This is a genomic window from Collinsella sp. CLA-ER-H10, assembly GCF_040092475.1.
GTDB lineage: Bacteria > Actinomycetota > Coriobacteriia > Coriobacteriales > Coriobacteriaceae > Collinsella.
Genome location: NZ_JBBNLM010000001.1, coordinates 69,204 through 89,575 on the forward strand (window position 1 = coordinate 69,204; position 20,372 = coordinate 89,575).

Sequence of the window (20,372 nt, forward strand, 5' to 3'; positions counted from 1 at the left end):
CCGTTTTTGTGCGTGCTTGAGTTAACGGAGTGCTGGCGTTTGCGACGCAGGCGTCAAACATCTCACATCCGTACCCGCGGGCAAGGAGCCCGGTATGGATGCAGATGCGTTCGTGAAGATGAAGGATGTCTTGATTGCGGCATTCCCCTTTTTGGTGGGCGGTCTGGAGTCGGCGGTGGTCTTGGTTGTCGAGGCGCAGGTGCGTCTGAGCTTCGCCGCGACGGCGATGGTCGCTGGCTTTGTGGCCTTTGCGATTGTCATCCTCTCTGGCGTCGGGCTTCATTCCTGCCGTGGCAATGAAGAGGGCGCTGCTGAGACGTAGCGATCTGCTTCCGACCTGTCCGAAATATGTCTGATGCTTTTGTCATAGTTATGCTTGAAGGGGTCTTCGAAAGATTACGATTCGAGCCAATTGCGTTTCCGTTCTTTCGCTGCTCACATGAGCAACGCTACCAAAAGTAAAGATGCGCTGAAAAATCCAAAGGCGATTCCCAGGCCTGCTATGTTGGCAATAAATCCAAACAGTAAAGCTCCTATGGAAACGGCACCGAAAGCGGCGAGGTTGAGAACTGAGGTTATCGTGCCCGGCCGATTTAGTTCTTTCGTGTTTCTCAGGTATTCAGTTATAAGTTGCGTTGAGATCAATCCGCAACAAATGCCTGAAAGCAACGATAAGATGATCGCTATTTGCCATAATGAAAAGAACGCTATCGCGCAAAAAGATATTACAAGAACTAGCAACGGTATCCGTAACGTCAATGGGCCTTTTTTATATAAACGCGTTGCTGCCGATCCAGCTGTTGTTCCGATTGAAAAAGCAAGAAGCAGGTTGCTCAGTATTGCATCCCCCCACTTATTCTGTGCGCACAAGGATATGTAGCCCGGCCCTTGAATAGATGACGTCGCTGTTTCGGCAATTAGAATAAACAGCAACATCAAACGGGCGCTTCTGCTGCTCATGACCGCTTTAACGGTTTCGACTATAGTTTTTGGTTCCGATTCGACCTTTTTCTGAGACGTTTCGGGGCTTAACTTGAGAATCGGGCTAATCCAGAGGAGGCTAGTGGACAACAGCGCGAGGGCCGATAGTAAGGCCATAACATGCTTGGCCGTTGACCCTGAAAGCAATCCAAGAAGAAGGGCGGAGCCTACGGCAGCGGCTTTTTGGGCCGTTAAATAGCGCCTTTGAAGGTTTGCAATGCCTTGGTGGGCGGAGGATTGAATGACCACAGCTTGGGATGAAGTCGCATAATGAGCCTCTATACCTCCTAAAACTGCCGAGGCTATTAGGATACTTATTAAGTTCTGTTGAAATAATACGGTTACTGCGAAATAACCAAAAAACGCAAGAAGTCGAATTAGCGAAATCGTTGTAAATATTATTTTAGGGGGATGGTTGTCGCATATTCTCCCCGCAGGGAGGAATAGAAGTGAGCGGGCAATCGATGAAACCGAGAGAACGAGTGATGGGGCTAAAGCGTCATTTGAAAGCGCCAGTGCCCAAATAGACAAGTAGGTTAGTAAAAGAGCATCACAGATTTGGCCTATCGCAACGGATGATAGAAAGGTGGAATAGCTCGATTTCATATTTCAATTCCCTTGCGGGCAACTAAAGTTTCAAGATTCAGCAGGAATGTCTTTCCATCTAAAGTGGAATGTCCCGTTAGTAGTTTCTGGATAATCTGGCCAACAAGAATTGATGCTGCGGAATAGCAGGCCCAGGGCGTTGCCGATTTGTTGTATTCGAATGAATTCGCAACTCTTTCGTATTCTTTAACCTCTGGCCATTTCTGTTCTAACGCATTTTCGTATTTTTGATAGCAAAGAGATTTGCTTGGGTCGAAAATGGGCCCGACACGTATTGTCGGAAGAGAGTTGCTGATGCAGGCATAGCATGTTTGATTTTTGAAGGAAACTTTATCAACCCAATAGAGTAAATCGGGCATTGGCCAATCTGCAGCGACTACCGTGAAGTCATTTTCGGATAGGACCCCGCATATATTTTCTTCTGTAACGAAGCGCTCGGTCGTTTTGACTGCTATATCGGGATTGATGCGCTTGAGCCTTTTTGAAAGGCATGTGGTCTTTGGTTGCCCTACATCTTGTTCGTCATAGGCTATCTGTCGTCCAAGGTTGCTTAATTCGACTGTGTCGCCGTCTATTAATTCAATTGTCCCAATACCTGAAGCCGCCAACAGCTCCGCTATCGGCGCTCCAGCGCCCCCACAACCTATGATTGCAATGCTTTTTGTGGCTAACCCTTTTTGACATCTAGAGGATTCTTCTGAAAAGGTCTCAGATTGCTCGAAATAGGCCATTTGCCGTTTGTATTTAATCGCGTCGTGATTATTCAGCTGTGAGTCGTTACTTTGGCTGGTGATTAGCCCTTTCTCTACAAGAAAGCTAAGGAATACGTCGAATGAATTTGGATCATCAGATCTGAATTGTTTCTTTAGATTCGCTACTGATATTGGTTCTGAAAGCGTTTTCAGCATTTGCCACGCTAAATCATAAGGCTCATTTATCTGAAATGTGGATGTTCCGAATGTGGGGCTAATTATCAGTGATTTTGAATGAGCAGAAATAAAGAAATCTACGCCAGATTTTAGTCTGATATTCTCCATCTTTTCCCCTTTCGATTATGGAGCGGCATGCCGTTTTGGCATGCCGCCCCATTGCGCTAGATGTTCTTGATAATTTCAGACGCATCAAGCTTTTTGGCCTGCTCTTCGATCGTCATTTGTTGCCTCCTTTCTACACAAGTAAAGGTGTTTCTGTATGCAAGAAGCGCTTGTTGAATCCGGGGCGACAAGTTCGCCCTGAACGAGATCGCGCTTTGCGGCGATGGATAGCCCCGCTTTGAGAAGAATCGCCTCAACGTCTTCCTTTGGGTAGAAGCGCTCGGTTGCTGTGTAGTCATTTTTGTTCCAGGTGGCCGCACGACCGTCAAAGGTCAGGATTGAGAAGCCTAAGACGAAGGGGTCTCGACCTGTGTTATATAACGAGGATAGGGGATAGGAAAGAACGCAAGCGTCTTCATATTTGCGAAAATCGACTGAGCCCATGTAATTTTTGAAAGAGCTAAGTGAAACTAGATCAAAGAGAAAGTAACCGCCCGCAGTAAGGCTTGATGCGATATTGATAATTGCAGACCTTAGAGAAATCTCGTCGGGCAAGCAGTTCAAAACATCATCGAGAGCTACGCATAAACCGTATTCGCTAGTATTGAGAGGGTCTTTCGAAATATCTGCTACGGCAAAGCGCAAATCCGGGTATTTATTTTGTGCTACAGAAATCATGTTTGGAGAAAGGTCGACTCCATCAATGTTAAATCCGGCTTCATTGAAGAGATGTGTGAACGTCCCCGTACCGCAGCCAACTTCGAGTGAATGTACATCCCTGCCCAGCTTGCAGACATCGATAAACTCCCTTTTTAGGAGGGAGAAGAAGGCGGGATAATTATCGTCCCGTTTAAATATGTCGTATGCCTTGGCGAGCTCGTTGTACTCGCTTAGTGAATTGATGTGCATGTGCGAGACTCCTTTCGAAATAGAATTGTACAACGACTGTTGTAGAAATCTACAACAAATCTTTTCTTTTTCTATGGGAGAATGATGATTGGAGGTAGAAATGGTGGATCGTATCAACAGGGCGACTGATTCTTCCACTTTGAGGGTTTATGCAAACTCTGAGCGAATGAGAATCCTTGCAGTATTGCGCAATATTGGCCCATGTAATGTTGGAATGATTAGCGATAAGATTGGGCTTGCTCCGGGAAGCGTGAGTTATCACCTTAAGAGGTTGAGCGCCGCGGGGCTTATAACGAAGTGCGAAGGCAAAGGCGATAAACGTCAAAGCTGGTGGACCATTACCCCCCTGCCTTTAGGTCCGCTTGAAGAATTTGATGATGGAACGGAAGTTACCGATCTGCTTGCTGTTCGAAGGGCCTCGAGCCAGTCTTATTTTGCCGCCTATTCACGATATCTCGACAAGTTTGATGACTATGATGATTGCTGGCACGGGGCTGAGCTTGGCTTCGACACCGTCCTTCATCTGAATTCTGACGAGCTATTTAGACTTGGCGAGGAGCTTGAAGCAGTTATCGAACGATGGGCAAACTCCCCCAAAGAATCAGAAGGAAAAAACAAGAAAGCCGTAGCCGTCACCCTGCGCGGCTTCCCTTGGATTCCTTAGCTTTATATAGATTACTGTTTTTTGGATTTGGGGCGTGAACAACGAACATGCAGAATTACGTTGACCCTGAATGTGGCAACTGACTCTCTGCGATGGGGCTTGACTGTGTACGGCGGGCCGCATTAGCCAGGTCGAGTTCGTGTTACGCAGCCGGAACTACCGATTGCTACGCCGGTTGGTAATCTGCCGGCATCGATTGCACATGATGGACGGGCGTCTTCACCGAGCCTTTGGGCAATGTAAGGGCGCCGTTTTTTGTGTATGCTTGAGCTAACAGAGCGCTTACCGTGGCAGTACGCCGCGCATATGGGCGCGGGGCACACTAAGTCACGAGAAACAAAGTCTTTCTCGTGGAGGAAGTGGTCTTGTGAACGCTCGAGATATCGCCGTTGCCGCCGTTGCATTGACGCTTGGTTGCCTTGGTCCTACGGCCGCGCTCGTCGCGGGTATGCAGGGGTCTTGTGGGGCTGCCCCTATCGTGGTCGGTGCGTTGATCGCGGCTGCGCTGCTGGGAAGTGCGGGTGTAGTTCTTTGCCGCGATGGCGAGGACGAGGTGCCTGAGTCGCAACGCTAACTGTTGTGAGGTTGCCGCCGGTCATAGACGAAGATGAAAGCCGCCGCAGGGGAAAGGTTCCCTTGCGGCGGCTTTGCTGTTAAGGCTGTTGAATGCGGCGCGTTGGCGCTACCAGCTTACCTCGATATCGCGAATGCGCTGATAGAGCCATTCGTTCTGCGGTGTCTGGATATCGTGCTTGGCCGCCAGACGGCAGATGGTGCCCGCGAACTCCTCGACTTCGGTTTTTCGTTGTGCGATGCGGTCCTGTGCCATCGAGGGCATACCGGCGGGGTCGATTCCCTCGATGAGGTGCACCATCTGCGTCAGGTCTGCCTCAGTCAGCTCAATGCCCTCGGCGTTGGCGACCGCAAGCGTTTCGCGCATGGCGGAAACAAAGCAGCGACGCTGCTCGGAGCCCGGCTCCGTGGCGCTTCCGTAGGTCCCGCTGTAGGCCATGCACGTCTGGTTGATGCCGTCGTTGAGCATGAGTTTGGCCCACATGCGGTGCGCAATATCGCTCTCGACGGTATGGGCGATGCCGCAGCGCGTGTAGAGCTCGTCGATGGCGGTGACGGTTGCGGGCTCGGTGCCGGCCGCCGCGCCAAAGCGGATTTCGCCCGCATTGGTAAAGGTGAGCGCGCCGTCGAGGAATACGGCGTCCATGCCCTGGCAGATACCCAGGACGGTGTGCTTCCAGCCAAAGCGCTCGGCAGTCTTTTGCTCGCTCGTAATGCCGTTGCACAGCGAGGCGATGAGCGTGTTGGGTCCCACGACGCGCTCCATAGTCTTGAGTGCTTGGTTGAGTCCAGTCGTCTTGACCGTGAGAATGACCAGATCGGCGGGCGTTGCCTCGCTGACGCGGACGGATTTTAGCGCACAGGGCTTGCCGTTGACGGTGAGCGCGTCGCCCGCGTGACGCTCAAAACGGGCGTCATCCATAACGTATTCGACGGCGTCATTGCCGAGGGCCTTGGCAATCATGCTGCCGTAGAGCAGGCCGACGCCGCCTTTGCCGATAAGGGCGACCTTGTTGATCTGCACGTGAATCATCTCCCCATATATAAGGCGCCCGCGTAAGGGGCGCCTGATGGATTGTATGTCGCCGGGACGTTTGGTGAGCGCGCGGGGCTGCTGTTAAGAAAAAGAAACTATTGCGCTGTGCGCTTATGCCGCAGGGCAGACCGCGAAAACGCGTGCGGGATATCCAACGCCATCGCGCACCTTGGGGAAGGTGCAGAAGATGACAGCGCCTGTGGCGGGAAGCTCGTCCAGATGGTCCATGACCTCGATCTGATAACGGTCGACCGAGAGGATGTATTGTTCACCGGGGTAGGGGTAGGCGTCCTCGCGCGTGGTCACGCTGCCTCCTTTCATCGGGCTTTTTGCTGATGTTAAAGCGGTGTCGTGACGGCTCGATTTCTGCTACGTTACGATACGTTCTCGATTGCGATTCCAATGTGTTTCGACGGCGTGGCCGTTGTGTTTCGCCTCATTAGGGCTTCGAGGGGAGAGGAAAGGCAGTGCAATATCGCGTTGACCCCAAAAGCGGCAACCGTATCTCGGCGCTGGGGCTGGGTTGCATGAGGTTTCCCGGCGCGCCGGGACGCCCCGATGCGAAGACAGCCGATGCCATCATTTCCCGTGCGGTGGAGCAGGGGATTAACTACCTGGACACGGCCTATCTCTATCCCGGCAACGAGGCTTGCGTGGGCGCTTCGCTTGAGCGCCTAGGCCTACGCGACCAGGTTTTGCTCGCGACCAAGCTGCCACATGCTTCGTGCAAATGCGCGGAGGATTTCGACCGCTTTTTTGACGAGCAACTGCACCGTTTGCGGACTGACCATATCGACTACTACCTCATGCACAACATCACCTCGCCCGCGCAGTGGGAGCGCGTGGCAGCGTTGGGTATCGAGGACTGGATTGCGCACCAAAAGGCTGCGGGGCGTATTCGCCAGATAGGTTTTTCGTACCACGGCAGTGCGGCGGACTTTCTCACGATGCTTGACGCGTATGACTGGGACTTTTGCCAGATCCAGTACAACTACGCTGGAGAGCGCTACCAAGCGGGAACGGCGGGACTCATGGCGGCCGCCGAGCGCGGGCTCGCGGTGTTTGTGATGGAGCCGCTGTTGGGCGGACGTTTAGCGGGCAAACTGCCTCCGCGTGCCCGCGCCGTGTTCGATGGCGTACGCGATCCGTACCTGAAGACGCCGGCTGCTTGGGGCCTTTCGTGGGTGTGGAACCATCCTCAAGTCACGATGCTGCTTTCGGGCATGACCGATACCGCGCAGGTGGACGAGAACGCGGCATTGGCGGATCGCGCACTGCCGGATTCGATGACGACAGAGCAGCTCGATACCATCGCACGTGTGCTGGGAGAGTTTGAGAAATCGAATCGCGTGCCGTGTACGGGGTGCGGCTACTGCATGCCGTGCCCCAAGGGCATCAATATTCCCGGTTGCTTTGGCGCCTACAACGCGAGCTACGCGCATAGTTGGTTTACGGGGCTGTCTCAATACTTTACGGCAAGCGCGGTGCGGACGAACGAGCCCAAGCTGGTGAGCAATTGCGTCAAGTGCGGCAAATGCGCGCGTCACTGTCCGCAGCACATCGATATTCCCGAGCGTCTCGACGATGTGCGCCGACGTTTCCAGCCTGGCCCCGTAACGGCCGCGCTTAAGGCCTTTTGCAAAACGCGCTCCTGATGCCCCTTTTATAACTTGCGGTGGAATAGTTCCTGTTTGCGGCAGAATAGGGGCCAAACAGGAACTATTTCACCGCAACTGAAGGGGGCTGTCGTGGACCATCGGGATTCATGTGATGACTTACGTGAGGTTCGTTGGGGCGTTTTGGGCGCTGGGAACATATCGCATCGATTTGCATCGTCGCTCAAGGAGGTGGACGGGGCACGGCTTGTGGCTGCCGCCGGTCGCACTCCTTCGCATGTTGAGGAGTTTTGCAGGGCGTTTTTGATTGATGCCGCGCACAGTTATGCCACGGCTGACGATAGCGGCGATGCGGCTTATGATGCGCTGATTGCCGACCCCGATGTCGACGCAATCTACTTGGCTCTTCCACATGGCATGCATGCGCATTGGGTCTGTCGGGCACTGCGCGCGGGAAAGGCCGTGCTGTGCGAAAAGCCGGCCGTTTTGAATGAAGAAGAGGCTCTCTCGATTGCCTCCACCTCTCGCGAGCGCGGCGTGCTGTTTATGGAGGCGATGAAAAATCGGTTTTGCCCGATGCGTACTCGCGTGAAGGGCTTGCTTGCGTCGGGCGAGCTCGGCCGTATCGTCTCGATTGAAAGCGTGCAAAAACTCGATTATGGTGAGTCCCCTTCGAGTTATCTGCTCGACCCGTTGCAGGGTGGCTGTCTATATGACATGGGCTGCTATGCGGTCGGGTGGTTTGAGGATTTGCTCGCGGGTGCGTGCGATGTTTCGTCTCGTGAAGTTCGCTGGCGTGACGTATCGGGCGGCCGCGTGGATTGGGCCGACGAGATCCATATGAGCGTCGGCGGTATACCCATTCATATGGTGTGCGACGGCAAGGCAGCGTATGAAAGCCGCTTAACGATTGCCTGCGAGCGGGGCTCGTTGGAAATCGAGCGCCTCCATCGCCCCGAGCTCGCCCATGTGAAGTACTCCGACGGGCGAATGCTCGAAATAAATGCCCCGTTTGAGGTCGATGATTTCTACGGCGAAATCCAGCATGCGACCCAGCTCATCCAGGCGGGGAAACTCGAGAGTCCCGTCATGCCCCTTGCCGCCACACAGCGCTGCGCGCGCATTATCGATGCAATCCGTCTAGCCCTCTAGGACTTGGCGCTGACACGTAGGGGATCATGACGCCGGCGACCGTGGTGCTTGGTGGCCCGCATCTCTGATGCCCCTTTTATAAGTTGCGGTGGAATAGTTCCTGTTTGCGGCAGAATAGGGGCCAAACAGGAACTATTTCACCGCAACTGATGAGGGGGAGTTGGAGATGCTGACGATTGGGTGTCATCTTTCGACGACGAAGGGCTATCGGGCGATGGGGGAGACGGCGCTATCCATTGGCGCCAATACCTTTGCATTCTTTACGCGCAACCCGCGCGGCGGCAAGGCGAAAGATCTTGACATGGATGACGTGGCGGCCCTGCGCGAGCTTATGGAGCAAAACGACTTCGGCCCACTCGTGGCGCATGCCCCCTATACCTACAACCCCTGTTCTGCCAAAGAGCGGGCGCGTGAGTTTGCCTTGGAGGCAATGGCCGAGGACTTGCAGCGTCTGGAAGCACTGCCCGGCAACTACTACAACTTTCACCCCGGCGCACATGTGGGGCAGGGGACTGATGCCGGCATTCAGATGATCGTCGACACCCTGTGCCAGGTGATGTTTGAGGGCCAGCAGACGACGGTGCTGCTCGAGACCATGGCCGGCAAGGGCACCGAGGTGGGCCGCAGCTTTGAGGAGCTGGCGCTCATCATCGAGGGCGTTGCCGACAAGCGCCCCGAGCTGTCGGCCAAGTTGGGCGTTTGCCTAGATACCTGCCATGTGAATGACGCCGGCTATGACATCGTCCGCGATCTTGACGGTGTGCTTGACGAGTTCGATCGTGTGGTGGGTATCGAGCGCCTGCGCGCCGTGCACATCAATGACTCCAAGAATCCCTGCGGCGCCCATAAGGACCGCCACGAATGCATCGGTAAGGGCTATCTGGGTAGTGAAGAGTTTGGCGGCGGTATGCAGGTTATGCAGAATATTGTATCGAATAGCCGCTTGCGCGCATTGCCATTTATTTTGGAGACACCGAACGAACTTGCAGGTTATGCGGCTGAAATCAAACTGTTAAGGTCGTTGCAGCAGTAATGACTGTCACAAAGTGGAGTGTTCCATTCACGTTATGGGTTTGTTTCAATCAGTTTTCTGATTGCAGATTCTCCCAAGCGGGTGCATAATAGCCATCAGTTTTTGCAGACCTCTGAATCAAACGGGGTCACCGGAAGGAGACTGATTATGAAGCTCAAGAAGCTTGGCGCATTTGCCGCCACGGGCGCCATGGCGCTCGCCCTCGCACTGACGGGCTGCGGCTCGTCCAACGCCACCTCTGGTTCTGATGCCGGTTCCAGCAGCTCTGACGACGCCAAGGTCGAGAAGGTCGACGGCTCCAAGGAGTACGCGCTCGTCAAGGACGGTACGCTGACCGTCGGCACCTCTGCCGAGTACGCTCCGTTTGAGTACAAGGATGACAACGGCGATTATCAGGGCTTTGACCTTGAGCTCATCAAGGCTATCGGCGACAAGCTGGGCCTGGATGTCGAGTACGTCAACAATGACTTCGACACACTCGTACCCGGTGTCGCTTCGGGCGCTAAGTACGACGTCTCCATCGCGGCTATCACCGACACGCCCGAGCGTGAGAAGGAAGTCACTTTCTCCGATTCCTACTACATGGACGATCAGGCTATCGTGACCAAGGTCGATAACACCGACATCACGGCCGACAACTACAGCGAGAAGCTCAACAACGCCGACGCTACCATCATCGTTCAGTCTGGCTCGACCGCCGAGTCCTTTGCCCAGGAGAACTTCCCCAAGGCCAAGATCGTCCCCTACAAGGACGCTACCGAGTGCTTCAGCGCCCTGCAGTCCGATAAGGGCGACGCCGTAGTCACCAACCGCTCCGTTGCCAGCCAGCTGACCGCCGAGCAGTTCAACACCTGCCAGACCATTAAGCAGATCAGCACCGGCGAGGAGTACGCCATCGCCATCAACCAGGGCAACACCAAGCTCAAGGACGACATCAACCAGGCCATCAAGGACCTGACCGACGACGGTACCGTTGACGCCCTCATGGCTAAGTACAACATCAAGTAAAATAGCTACTTGATTGCTCGCGGGCCCTTTCCGCTTTGGCGGAGAGGGCCTTTGCGCTTCTCTTGACGGAGAGCATTTCCGTCTCGTTTTGCCGACAACTTCTACGATAGGAGCCACCTTGTCTCGACTGAACAAAGGGGCCATGGGTCGGCGCTTCCCGCTGCCCTCGATGCTCCAAAAACTAGCCTGCGCCCTGACTGTGGCGCTCGCTTTGCTGTGCGCGGGGACAGCCGCGCCTTCGACCGCTCAGGCGCTCGAGACCGCAAAGATCACCGCGCGTCCCAATACCGGTTCGGGCAGCGACGTGGTCGGTGGCACCGAGACGCGCATTACCTGGGAGGTCCAGGCCGATGCCGATGAGGAGCTGAGCGGTCTTTCGCTGACGTTTGTCGACGGCACGACGTTTGGTACCGATGACACGCGATTGACGATGCTCTCGGGCGAGGACCTCATGGATCGTACGCCCATGAAGCCCACGTGCAAGGCTGACGGCCAGACGCTCAAGATTGACTTTGGCGAGACGGCGCCTGCCGACGGCTTTTTCCGTGTCGAGGTTTACGGCGTGACGTTTCCCGTCGAGGGCGGCGAAGAGGCCTTTAGCGGCACCTATACGCTCGCCGACGGTTCGACCAAGAAGATTTCCAAGATTCCGTCGGTGGAGATCAAGGGCGTGACGGCATTCGATAACTTCCTGGCCGATCTTAAGGAGCAGCCGTGGGTCGAGGCCTGGAACTCCAATATGTTCCTGCGCCTGTTCTTAAACCCAGTCATTTTGGTCCAAAGCCTGCCGATCGTCTTTAAGGGCTTCCTTATGTCGCTCTCGATCGTGCTTGTGGCGTTTCCGCTGGCAATTCCCTTTGGCTTTGCCTTGTCGCTCATGCGCATCTCCAAGTCGCGCATCCTGCGCTGCCTCGCCGGCATCTATGTGAATATCATCCGCGGTACGCCGGCGTTCCTGCAGATCTATATCGCGTTCTTCGGTCTGCCGTTGGCCGGCGTCAAGGTTGATGACTACGTGCTTGGCGTTATCGTCATGGCCATGAACTCGTCTGCGTACCTATGCGAGATCTTCCGTGCCGGTATTCAATCGATCCCCAAGGGCCAAAACGAGGCTGCGCGTTCGCTGGGCATGAACGCGTTCCAGACGCTGCTCTATGTCATGATTCCGCAGACGTTCCGTAATGTTTTGCCTACGCTGACCAGCGAGTTTATCTTGCTTTACAAGGATACGTCGCTGCTTGCCGCCGTGGGTGTGGTCGAGATCGTCATGAACGCCCGTACCATCGTGGCCACGACGGGCTCCATTACACCGTACGTGGTTGCCGCCCTGTTCTATCTGGTCATCACCCTGCCGCTCGCTCGCTTGGTGAGCGGTCTTGAGGCGAGGCTTTTGGGCACGGCCGAGACCAAGAAGAAGCGTCCCGCCAAGAGCGCCGGACAGGTTGTCGCGACGCCCGCCGATCACATCGCCGGTCTGTAAGGAGGTCCTATCATGAGCGAAACCAATAACTCGAACGAGGTCGTCGTCAGCATCAAGAACCTCCAGAAGGCCTTTGGGGACAACGTGGTCCTGCGCGATATCGATCTGGATGTGCACAAGGGTGAGGTCGTTGTGGTCTTGGGCCCCTCAGGCTCGGGCAAGTCGACGATGCTTCGCTGCATCAATCGCCTGGAGCATCCCACGAGCGGCTCGATTGTCGTCGAGGGCGTGGATGTGTGTGCCAAGGGCGTCGACCTCAACAAAGTGCGCACGCACCTGGGCATGGTGTTTCAGCAGTTCAACCTGTTCCCGCACCTGTCGGTCAAAAAGAACGTCATGCTTGCGCAGCAAAAGGTGCTCAAGCGCAGCAAGGAAGAGGCCGAGAAGATCGCCGTCGAGGAGCTGACCAAGGTCGGCCTGGCCGAGCGCATCGACTTTATGCCGAGCCAGCTCTCGGGCGGCCAGCAGCAGCGCGTGGCCATCGCCCGCGCCCTGTCGATGAACCCGCACGTGATGCTCTTTGACGAGGCCACGTCGGCGCTCGACCCTGAGCTCGTGCGCGACGTTCTGGGCGTCATGCGCGACCTGGCGCACGACGGTATGACCATGATCGTCGTGACGCACGAGATGGGCTTTGCCCGCGATGTCGCCGACCGCGTCGTCTTTATGGACGGCGGCGTCATTGTGGAAGAGGGTACGCCGAGCGAGGTCTTCGACCACCCCAAGAGCGAGCGCACCAAGGCGTTCTTGGGCAATATCTCGTAGCCGCTTTATATGACTGACATAGCAGAAAACGGAAGCCGGATGTGATCCGGCTCCCGTTTTTGTTGGGACGCGAATGTGTTTTGTTGCAATGCGCGTTGCGGGCGGAGCTCATTGCCGCTAGGCGAGCTCGGCTCCAAGGGCGCGGCAGGCCGCTTCGCTCTCATCATCGGGGGCGTCGTAGCAGATGACGGAATCGACGACGTTGACGCCCTCCTCGTCGGCGTCCGCCTTCCAGTTGTCCATCCATTCGCCCTCGGCCCACGAATAAGAGCCAAAGAGGACGACCTTCTTGTCGCCGAGGGTCTCCTTGACCTCATCCCACATGGGCTGGAACTCATCATATTCAAGCTCCTCGGAACCCATGGCGGGGCAGCCGAAGGCGATAGCGTCATAGCCAGCGGCCTTGTCTGCGGAGAAGTCGGCGCAGGAGATGACCTCTGCCTCGGCGCCGGCATCGGTTGCACCTTCGGCAACGAGGTTTGCCATGGCCTCGGTGTTGCCCGTGCCGCTCCAGTAGACGACGGCGATCTTGCTCATGTTGAGTCCTTTCAGTTGTGCGGCAGGTTGCCACGGCTTCTATGTTCTATCGGGTTGCCTGGGCAAGTTGCGCCAAGCTGTAGCCCTGCTGATAGACAAAGGTGAAGTATTGGGTGCAGGCGCGGTAGGCATCAAACGTCGCAAGTGCCTGCTCGACATTTGCGTAGACCTTCCAGGCCCCAAAGACCTTATAGTTCTCGCCGCGCTGGACGATAAACTCGTGCACGTCGTCGTAGGGATATCCTAGGAAGTAGCCTATTTCGTGCGGAAACTCGCAGGTGCAGTCGTTGCTGCAGCTAGCTTGCTGGGGTAGTGCGCATCGAGTCTGGCTACAGGCGCATTCCGCGACGTTATTACTCGCGAGCGTGATGCGTGATGCCAAATGCACAAGGCATGTCGAAAGGTCTCTCGTGTCGTAGCCTTCCGAGGCGAGCGCCGTTTTGGCGCAAGGGTCCGCGAAATAGGTGGTGAGGCTTTTGGCTCGGTACACGTACACGAGCGCTCCGCAGGGCCGCCAGACCAAAACACTCAGGTGGATGCCAAGCGGGTCAAGCTCGCGGTTGCACTGGGCGATAACGTTGAGCAGGCGTGCTCGGCGTTCTGCGATGGTTTCTGTTGCGGTCGAGCCGTCCCCGTGGGCGTAGGTGCCTGGATAGGTAAAGAGCGATGCCGGCTTGATGCCCGCGAGCGTGGGGGAGCAGTTGCGCACGACTGCTGCCTGAAACGTTGGGATGTCTATGGTTCGAGTCACGTCGCTCCTTACGGATCTAAACTGTTAGCCTAGGAAAACTTATACACGAAAGTAAGCCATGGTCAACAAAAAAGTTTGAAGAGGAAAACTAATTGACCGAACGGACATGATTTTGGGTTAAGATGGGGACACCCCATGGGGGTATCTAGATAGTGCTACTGAAAGGGGAACGCATGAGTGACTTGCTCAACCCTGCGAATCTCATCGTGCTGACCGTCATTGCCGTCGGCATGTTTTTTGGACTGCGTCGCATTGCCGCTTCGACACACGGGAAGAGTTGCTGCAGCGATGGTGCGAGCGGCAAGAAGGCCAAAAAGGTTGTGGTGGCAGACACCGACGAGTCCCACTACCCCTATCGTGAGGAACTCCTTATCGGCGGCATGAGTTGCGACGGCTGCGCCCGGAATGTGACGAATGCCCTCAATGCGCTTGATGGCGTGTGGGCTACGGTAACGTACGCGGACCACACGGCACGCGTGCGCTCGAAGCGCCCGGTTGATCGCGACACACTCGAGACGGCAGTGAGGGGTGCGGGCTATTACGTTATGAAAATGTAGGCGTTGCCCTCTCCGGTGGGTACCAGCCTCCTGCCCATTGTGACTATCGGCATCCAAAAATTTGCGCAAAAATAACCTTTAGATGCGGCAAAAGTGGAGTTTGGTGACGGTTTGCGCGGAATTCGCTACCTATCGAGCATCTATGAACCCGTCCAAAAAATTACAGGTGTATATTTATACACTGATTATTGCTGTGCTCAGATTGCAATTAACCGTGGACAGAAATGAAGAATGCTAAAACTGGGCTTTAGGACAGGGGAGGCTATAACCTTATGAGACGAGTGGGAACACTTGGCTTGGTGGCAGCGCTTGCCGCTATCTTGGTATCGCCGCTGCCGGCGCACGCCGAAGACGCATCGGGTGCCGTTACCTACAATGCGGGAAATGGGTATTCCTTTGAGAAGCTCTCGCATCCTACGGTAGGAACGTCGCAGCCGGATGGCATCGTCGACTACCAGGGTAACGGTGCCGTTGCCGTTCCGGGCGCCGATGGTAATACGGCCAACAACGAAGGCGATCGCGGCCAGAGCTACACTTGGGCGGCTGCGAGCTATGGTGACTGGCTTTATGTGGGCACCTGCTATGCGGCGATGGGCAACACGCTGACGCTCATGAACAGCACGCTGGGCGATTCCTTTGATGTCGAAACCATGCGCCTGACGCTGGAGGCCATGTTTAACGGTACCTTCTTCTATGGACAGCAGAAGGAGGACGGCACGGCCGACAAGGACAGCGGCGGCATCTTGGTCAAGATCAATGCCAAGACCGGTGAGACCAAGCTGCTACTCTCTGAATCGCTCAACGGCGTCGCTCCTTTGTTCCGCAATGCCGTGAGCTATAAGGGTAAGCTCTATTTCTGCGGCAGCGTCAGGACCAATGACGGCAAAGGCGGCCTGCCTGCTGTATACGAGATCGATCCTAAGACGGATGAGTACAAAGTTGTCTATCAGGGCCTTTCGAGCATGCAGGATTACGGTGCTGCCTACAAGCAGGGCATTTCTACCGGTATCCGCGGCATGTGCGTCCATGATGGCCAGCTCGTCATCAGTAATGTGGGTAAAGACGCGAACGGTAATTTTGTGTCGACAATCCTGACGTCGTCTGACCCCTCGAAGGGCCAGGACAGCTTCACCGAGATTGCCAACTCGGAGACGCTGTTTGGCTATCCGGCGATTCGCTATCAGGACAGCATCTACGGCGGCGCCATTTGGGATATGGTCTCGTACAATGGCCATCTCTATGCGACCATCTGCACCGGTACGCCCGAGAACGCTCCCGATGATAATTCCATGCAGTCGTTTGCCATGGTCCGTGGCGACAAGAATGCCGACGGCAGCTATTCGTGGACTCCCATTGTCGGCGATCAGAAGACGGACGGTGCAAAGTACTGCTTTGGCATCGATCCTGCCCGTACCCGTTCTGGCGCTGCCAACCTCATCGTCTACAACGACTACCTCTATATCGGTGAATACAACGACGAGGAGATTGCCCTCGAGCGCATCCTGTTCAACAAATCCAACACCGAAGAGGGCGGCAAGGGCAGCATGGGTGGCGTTGACTGCTCGTTTGTGAATGCCAATCTTGAGCAGTCGGTTAACATCTATCGCATGGACAAGGACGAGAACATGGAGCTCGTCGTTGGCGATCGCACCGACATGTTCCCCGAGGGCGGTATTTCCGGCCTGACTTCGGGCTTTGGCCGAAACGAGAACCAGTACATTTGGCGCATGCAGAAGTTCGACGGCAAGCTGTATATCGGTACCTTTGATACCGCGAGCCTGCTTGAGCCGATCGGCCAGTTCTCCAATAGCGACATTATCGATATGACGCCCGAGGAGTGGGACTCTCAGGTTCAGCGCCTTAGGGACCTGCTCGATCACCTGCTCGACAAGAAATCGCCTGACGACCCCATCGTTCCCGTGAACACGCTTGCGGACGATGATTCAAACGAGGCCGTCGAGGTCGATGATTCGAACGAAGCTGCTGAGGTTGATGATTCAAACAAGGCCGTCGATGTCGATGACGAGAAGACCGAGGTTGCTAAGGGCTTTGGCGATCTGAGCGATGCGCTGGAGGATGCCGCGGGCGGTCTTTGCGATCAGGCCGCGACGATGTCCCAGGACTTTGAGGACGACGCCGCTTATGTCCAGAAGATCGATGGCGAGATCGCGTACTTCAAGTCCTTTGCCGACCAGTATCAGGACATGCTCGATAGCTATGAGAGCCTTAAGCAGCAGTACGAGGATGCCTATGGCACCGAGCTGCCGAGCGATATTCAGGATGCGCTCGATAAGCTGCTGAGCGAGGAGAACCTCAAGAAGTTGCAGAGTGTCCTTACGTGCATGTGTTACCTGCGCGATGCCGAGCGCGGCTTTGATATGTATGTGACCGAGGACGGCGTGAACTTTACGACGCTGACGACCAATGGCTTTAACGATCCGTATAACCATGGTCTGCGCACCTTTGCGGTGACCAACCAGGGTCTGTGCCTTGGTACCGCCAACCCGTTCTATGGTTGCCAGGTCTGGATCCAGCGCAAGGAGAATTCGGAGAATCCGGTTGATCCCGGTACTCCGGATCCGACGGAACCCACCGATCCTTCGCAGCCGGGTGGCGGCGATCAGCCTGGCGGCAGCCAGACGGGTGGCAACGACCAGTCGAGCAGCACCACGACCACCGTCACGACGACCGCTAAGAAGACTCCGAAGGACGGCTCGCTGCCTCGCGCTGGCGACTCGACCCTCACGCTGGTCTTGGGATTGCTGGTTGCAGCTGCCGCAGTGCTTGGCATTGCTCTCGTCTTGCGCAAGCGTTCTCGTCGCTAGGCTCGTCCGCGTAGCTCAATGTCCTGGATATCGTCGAAGTTGATGGCGATATCCCTGAGTTTGAGCAGCTTGAATGCGGGTAACGCTTCGTCGAGAATGCCCGTGCGGCTACGATAGCCGTACGTATCGTAATAGGTGACGCGCACCAAGTCGCCGCGCTTGAGGCCCTCGAGCTTTTGCGAAAGCTCGAGGGCTTTTTCTTCCGTGAGCTCACGTTTTTGCTCGACGGTGATTTCCTGCTTGCGCACGAGTTCGTAGTATCCCGTGAGGGCGGCAAAGGGCATAAACTGTGCGGCGCGGTTGGCGCGCACGGCACCGTTGGCAGTGAGGTTGGGGTCGGCTGCGCGGCGTCTGCCCTCGGGGTCCGCCAGGCGCTCGAAGGCGGTCGGCGGGCGCATGGGCTGTTGTTTGGGTTTAGGCACGGTGTCCTCCAACTTGATCGTTGCGCTCGCGCGCGGTGGCGCCGGCGGTAAAGCTTAATCCCTTGACGAGCGCGTTCTTGCCGTACTTGCCTTTCACGGCCAGGACGGCGCGCGCCAGGTCGCGCTCGCGCTCATCGGCCTCGATATCGCTGAACAGATCGATGGTGGCAAATTCCTCGGGCACAAGATTGCTAAAGCCCAGGTTGATGCGCTTGACCGGTCGTTTGGGATCGACAGTCTGCGCCCAGAGCTCATCGAAATAGCCCATGATCTTCTTAAACGAATTGGTACGCTCGGGCAGCTTGCGCGAGGCGTTGGAGTGCGCAAAGAGCGCGGCATAGCCACCACGCGGTTTGCCACCATGCTCTCCCACAAAGATGCCATCGATTGCCTGCGCTTCGCGCACCAGGCGGCGCCGTTCGTCATCGCGCTGGACGGGCTTGGGAGCACGGGGCGCGAGCTCGGGGCCGGCGGTTGCGGTGGGTTCGATGCTCGACGTACTCGAGCGCAGGTGTCCGCATCCGTCCACATATTGTGCAGTACCGCTGGCATCAAGCCTGCGTATGTCGGCGCGCTCGCTCGCGTAGCCCACAAAGAGCGAGATGCTGTCGCAGACCACGTGCTTATCGATCAAGTCCAACACGGCGTTGTCGACCATCTCGCGCAAGACGGTGTAGGCCTGCTCGTAGGCATAGCCCTTCGAGAGCACCTGTCCTGTGGTGGTCGAAGTTGCTTGCGGGCGATAGGCTTGGATATCGGCGATGGTTGTCGGCTCGCGTCCGAAGGCGTGGTCGATGAGATACTCGGCATTGACGCCGAGCTCGTCGTAAAGCAGGTTTTCGTCGAGCGCCGCGACGCCCATCAGATCGTAGACGCCGTATTTTTCGAGTCGTGCTGCCACGCCGGGGCCGATGCCCCAGATATCGGTGATGGGACGATGGGGCCAGATTTCCTTGCGAAAGGTCTCATCGTCGAGTATGCCGATGCGGCTGGGTACGTGCTTGGCGGTGATATCGAGTGCAACCTTGGCCTGGAATAGGTTGGGGCCGATGCCGACCGTCGCCGTGATGCCGGTGCGCGCCAGGACCTCGTCGCGCAACATGCAGGCGAAGCCTTCCGCATCGGTGTGATAGAGGTCCAGATAGGGTGTCACGTCGATAAAGCACTCGTCAATTGAGTAGACGTGCACGTCCTGGGGGCTGACGTATTCCAGATAGATGCCGTAGATTTGCGCCGACACCTCCATGTAGTGCTGCATGCGCGGCACTGCTTTGATGCAGTCGATGCCGTCGGGAATCTCGAACAGACGGCAGCGGTTGTGAATACCTAAGTCCTTCATGGCCTGCGTGATAGCGAGGCAGATGGTCGTGCGTCCGCGCGATTCGTCGGCAACGACCAGGTTGGTGGTGAGCGGATCGAGCCCACGGTCGACGCACTCGACGCTGGCATAAAACGTCTTGAGGTCGATGCAGATATAGGTGTGCTGCTCGTGCGCCATCCGTGCCCTTCCATCAAACACATGTTCTTATCGAATACCTGTTCGATAATACCCGCTTGCACGGACACCGTCAAAATCTGTCCCTTTTTGGCAAGTATGGTCGTGCGGCTTCATCGGGGTTTTAACGCAGCCCTAAAGAGCGCGAAACAGCTCGGAAAAGCTCGCTTCGTAGCATGAGCCTAACGATCGATACCACCATAAAGCACGGAAGGGTTGTGGGGATAATGGTCAACTATGGGTTTGGTATGCCGACGCGCTTGGTTGCGGATGGGGATGTGGCTCGCTGGTGCGGGCGATTGGTTGCCCACTATGGCGGCACCAAGGCACTGGTCGTGCTGGGAGGCGACAAGCACACGCGCGATGAGCTCGTTTCGGCGGCGCTGGGCTCGCTCGATCGTGCCCTGCTCGAACGCGTACTCTTTCGTTGCGGTTCGGCCGGGGGCGACGGGGGAGACGATTTGGTCGATGAGGCCGTAGCCCTGGCAACCGATGAGGGCGTGGACTTTGTCCTGGCGATTGGCGATGCCGATACTGCTGGCTTTGCGCGCGAGCTCGCGCGTCGCATGGCGGCGCTCGATGCCGGCGAAGACGGTTTTGTCCCTTATGGATGCATTCTCTCGGAGGGCAAGGCGCCTGCTGTCGTGGGCACCGGTGAGGTTCCCGTTTTTGCCATTATCGCGCCCGAACTGCTGGAGGGCATCGGGTCTCCTCTGCGTGAGTTGCTCGGTAGCATCTGCGCCGCGGCCTAATATTTGCCATAAAAGGACGGGTTATTTTTGGTTGGTAAAGCGTTTGACCTGCCAAAATAAGCCTGTCCCTTTTTAATCGGTTGCCGTTTGGGGGCCGATTGGCAACGCTCGCTGATTGTAGTCTTGACCTGCGCTAGAATAGTGGCATCTGAATGTCCGGGCGCATGGAGGCGTGC

21 protein-coding genes are annotated in these 20,372 nt (G+C 56.1%); 12 read left to right on the top strand and 9 right to left on the bottom strand.

Annotated elements, in window-relative coordinates:
* Window positions 1–94: 94 nt before the first annotated feature.
* On the top strand, window positions 95–322 hold the full coding sequence (locus AAAX36_RS00330) for a hypothetical protein (RefSeq protein ID WP_349073659.1): 228 nt from the start codon (window positions 95–97) through the stop codon (window positions 320–322).
* Between the two features lie 113 nt (window positions 323–435).
* Here AAAX36_RS00330 and AAAX36_RS00335 read toward each other — a convergent pair whose 3' ends face one another.
* The 3 genes from AAAX36_RS00335 to AAAX36_RS00345 all read right to left on the bottom strand — a co-directional run bounded on the left by AAAX36_RS00335 (window position 436) and on the right by AAAX36_RS00345 (window position 3,530).
* The gene (locus AAAX36_RS00335) at window positions 436–1,587 is read right to left on the bottom strand and encodes an MFS transporter (protein WP_349073660.1); all 1,152 of its coding nucleotides are present in this window, start codon (window positions 1,585–1,587) and stop codon (window positions 436–438) included.
* A complete protein-coding gene (locus AAAX36_RS00340; protein WP_349073661.1) occupies window positions 1,584–2,624 on the bottom strand; it encodes a ThiF family adenylyltransferase in 1,041 nt (346 codons plus the stop codon). The genes AAAX36_RS00335 and AAAX36_RS00340 overlap by 4 nt, the downstream gene beginning before the upstream one ends.
* Before the next feature lie 84 nt (window positions 2,625–2,708).
* Complete coding sequence (locus AAAX36_RS00345; RefSeq protein ID WP_349073662.1) at window positions 2,709–3,530, bottom strand: class I SAM-dependent methyltransferase; 822 nt, start codon at window positions 3,528–3,530, stop codon at window positions 2,709–2,711.
* 100 nt (window positions 3,531–3,630) lie between these two features.
* Here AAAX36_RS00345 and AAAX36_RS00350 point away from each other — a divergent pair, with 100 nt between their 5' ends.
* Together AAAX36_RS00350 and AAAX36_RS00355 are read left to right on the top strand one after the other, a co-directional pair.
* Window positions 3,631–4,194 carry a MarR family transcriptional regulator gene (locus AAAX36_RS00350; protein WP_349073663.1) on the top strand — a complete coding sequence of 188 codons (564 nt, stop codon included), beginning with the start codon at window positions 3,631–3,633 and terminating at the stop codon, window positions 4,192–4,194.
* 367 nt (window positions 4,195–4,561) lie between these two features.
* Window positions 4,562–4,768, top strand: coding sequence for a hypothetical protein (locus AAAX36_RS00355; protein ID WP_346976758.1), 207 nt, complete (start codon window positions 4,562–4,564; stop codon window positions 4,766–4,768).
* A 108-nt stretch (window positions 4,769–4,876) separates the two neighbouring features.
* Here the strand turns inward: AAAX36_RS00355 and AAAX36_RS00360 are convergent, their stop codons facing one another.
* Window positions 4,877–5,800 carry a 2-dehydropantoate 2-reductase gene (locus AAAX36_RS00360; protein WP_349073664.1) on the bottom strand — a complete coding sequence of 308 codons (924 nt, stop codon included), beginning with the start codon at window positions 5,798–5,800 and terminating at the stop codon, window positions 4,877–4,879.
* A gap of 114 nt (window positions 5,801–5,914) precedes the next feature.
* Entirely contained in the window at window positions 5,915–6,109 is a 195-nt protein-coding gene (locus AAAX36_RS00365; protein WP_138374657.1) for a hypothetical protein, read from the bottom strand.
* Window positions 6,110–6,270: 161 nt separating this feature from the next.
* Here AAAX36_RS00365 and AAAX36_RS00370 point away from each other — a divergent pair, with 161 nt between their 5' ends.
* From AAAX36_RS00370 to AAAX36_RS00395, 6 genes are all read left to right on the top strand, one after another.
* Complete coding sequence (locus tag AAAX36_RS00370) at window positions 6,271–7,458, top strand: aldo/keto reductase (RefSeq protein WP_349073665.1); 1,188 nt, start codon at window positions 6,271–6,273, stop codon at window positions 7,456–7,458.
* Window positions 7,459–7,551: 93 nt separating this feature from the next.
* Window positions 7,552–8,571 carry a Gfo/Idh/MocA family oxidoreductase gene (locus tag AAAX36_RS00375; RefSeq protein WP_349073666.1) on the top strand — a complete coding sequence of 340 codons (1,020 nt, stop codon included), beginning with the start codon at window positions 7,552–7,554 and terminating at the stop codon, window positions 8,569–8,571.
* A 166-nt stretch (window positions 8,572–8,737) separates the two neighbouring features.
* The gene (locus AAAX36_RS00380) at window positions 8,738–9,604 is read left to right on the top strand and encodes a deoxyribonuclease IV (protein ID WP_349073667.1); all 867 of its coding nucleotides are present in this window, start codon (window positions 8,738–8,740) and stop codon (window positions 9,602–9,604) included.
* Between the two features lie 147 nt (window positions 9,605–9,751).
* The gene (locus AAAX36_RS00385) at window positions 9,752–10,612 is read left to right on the top strand and encodes an ABC transporter substrate-binding protein (protein WP_035138867.1); all 861 of its coding nucleotides are present in this window, start codon (window positions 9,752–9,754) and stop codon (window positions 10,610–10,612) included.
* A gap of 118 nt (window positions 10,613–10,730) precedes the next feature.
* Entirely contained in the window at window positions 10,731–12,092 is a 1,362-nt protein-coding gene (locus AAAX36_RS00390) for an ABC transporter permease subunit (RefSeq protein ID WP_349073668.1), read from the top strand.
* Between the two features lie 12 nt (window positions 12,093–12,104).
* A complete protein-coding gene (locus AAAX36_RS00395) occupies window positions 12,105–12,857 on the top strand; it encodes an amino acid ABC transporter ATP-binding protein (protein ID WP_006234381.1) in 753 nt (250 codons plus the stop codon).
* Window positions 12,858–12,974: 117 nt separating this feature from the next.
* Here AAAX36_RS00395 and AAAX36_RS00400 read toward each other — a convergent pair whose 3' ends face one another.
* Both AAAX36_RS00400 and AAAX36_RS00405 read right to left on the bottom strand, forming a co-directional pair.
* Complete coding sequence (locus tag AAAX36_RS00400) at window positions 12,975–13,394, bottom strand: flavodoxin (protein ID WP_006234379.1); 420 nt, start codon at window positions 13,392–13,394, stop codon at window positions 12,975–12,977.
* Window positions 13,395–13,440: 46 nt separating this feature from the next.
* Window positions 13,441–14,145 carry a DUF3793 family protein gene (locus AAAX36_RS00405; protein ID WP_006234378.1) on the bottom strand — a complete coding sequence of 235 codons (705 nt, stop codon included), beginning with the start codon at window positions 14,143–14,145 and terminating at the stop codon, window positions 13,441–13,443.
* 173 nt (window positions 14,146–14,318) lie between these two features.
* Here AAAX36_RS00405 and AAAX36_RS00410 point away from each other — a divergent pair, with 173 nt between their 5' ends.
* Both AAAX36_RS00410 and AAAX36_RS00415 read left to right on the top strand, forming a co-directional pair.
* Window positions 14,319–14,702 carry a cation transporter gene (locus AAAX36_RS00410; RefSeq protein ID WP_006234377.1) on the top strand — a complete coding sequence of 128 codons (384 nt, stop codon included), beginning with the start codon at window positions 14,319–14,321 and terminating at the stop codon, window positions 14,700–14,702.
* Window positions 14,703–14,974: 272 nt separating this feature from the next.
* Window positions 14,975–17,527: a hypothetical protein gene (locus tag AAAX36_RS00415; protein ID WP_349073669.1), complete on the top strand. Its 2,553-nt coding sequence runs from the start codon at window positions 14,975–14,977 to the stop codon at window positions 17,525–17,527.
* On the opposite strand, the gene AAAX36_RS00420 is transcribed toward AAAX36_RS00415, so the two are convergent.
* Window positions 17,524–17,949, bottom strand: coding sequence for a hypothetical protein (locus tag AAAX36_RS00420; RefSeq protein ID WP_227790077.1), 426 nt, complete (start codon window positions 17,947–17,949; stop codon window positions 17,524–17,526). The genes AAAX36_RS00415 and AAAX36_RS00420 overlap by 4 nt on opposite strands.
* Window positions 17,942–19,447, bottom strand: coding sequence for a DNA repair protein (locus AAAX36_RS00425; protein ID WP_052044227.1), 1,506 nt, complete (start codon window positions 19,445–19,447; stop codon window positions 17,942–17,944). Before AAAX36_RS00425 ends, AAAX36_RS00420 begins: the two co-directional genes overlap by 8 nt.
* Window positions 19,448–19,671: 224 nt before the next feature.
* Between AAAX36_RS00425 and AAAX36_RS00430 the strand changes: the two genes are divergently transcribed.
* Complete coding sequence (locus AAAX36_RS00430; protein ID WP_035138860.1) at window positions 19,672–20,196, top strand: iron-containing alcohol dehydrogenase; 525 nt, start codon at window positions 19,672–19,674, stop codon at window positions 20,194–20,196.
* Window positions 20,197–20,372: the final 176 nt, after the last annotated feature.

Excerpts from the sequence above, each read along its gene's own strand:
- AAAX36_RS00330 (WP_349073659.1), top strand. The coding sequence starts at position 95 with ATGGATGCAGATGCGTTCGTGAAGATGAAGGATGTCTTGATTGCGGCA.
- AAAX36_RS00335 (WP_349073660.1), bottom strand. The coding sequence starts at position 1,587 with ATGAAATCGAGCTATTCCACCTTTCTATCATCCGTTGCGATAGGCCAA.
- AAAX36_RS00340 (WP_349073661.1), bottom strand. The coding sequence starts at position 2,624 with ATGGAGAATATCAGACTAAAATCTGGCGTAGATTTCTTTATTTCTGCT.
- AAAX36_RS00345 (WP_349073662.1), bottom strand. The coding sequence starts at position 3,530 with ATGCACATCAATTCACTAAGCGAGTACAACGAGCTCGCCAAGGCATAC.
- AAAX36_RS00350 (WP_349073663.1), top strand. The coding sequence starts at position 3,631 with ATGGTGGATCGTATCAACAGGGCGACTGATTCTTCCACTTTGAGGGTT.
- AAAX36_RS00360 (WP_349073664.1), bottom strand. The coding sequence starts at position 5,800 with ATGATTCACGTGCAGATCAACAAGGTCGCCCTTATCGGCAAAGGCGGC.
- AAAX36_RS00380 (WP_349073667.1), top strand. The coding sequence starts at position 8,738 with ATGCTGACGATTGGGTGTCATCTTTCGACGACGAAGGGCTATCGGGCG.
- AAAX36_RS00385 (WP_035138867.1), top strand. The coding sequence starts at position 9,752 with ATGAAGCTCAAGAAGCTTGGCGCATTTGCCGCCACGGGCGCCATGGCG.
- AAAX36_RS00395 (WP_006234381.1), top strand. The coding sequence starts at position 12,105 with ATGAGCGAAACCAATAACTCGAACGAGGTCGTCGTCAGCATCAAGAAC.
- AAAX36_RS00400 (WP_006234379.1), bottom strand. The coding sequence starts at position 13,394 with ATGAGCAAGATCGCCGTCGTCTACTGGAGCGGCACGGGCAACACCGAG.
- AAAX36_RS00410 (WP_006234377.1), top strand. The coding sequence starts at position 14,319 with ATGAGTGACTTGCTCAACCCTGCGAATCTCATCGTGCTGACCGTCATT.
- AAAX36_RS00415 (WP_349073669.1), top strand. The coding sequence starts at position 14,975 with ATGAGACGAGTGGGAACACTTGGCTTGGTGGCAGCGCTTGCCGCTATC.
- AAAX36_RS00425 (WP_052044227.1), bottom strand. The coding sequence starts at position 19,447 with ATGGCGCACGAGCAGCACACCTATATCTGCATCGACCTCAAGACGTTT.
- AAAX36_RS00430 (WP_035138860.1), top strand. The coding sequence starts at position 19,672 with ATGGTCAACTATGGGTTTGGTATGCCGACGCGCTTGGTTGCGGATGGG.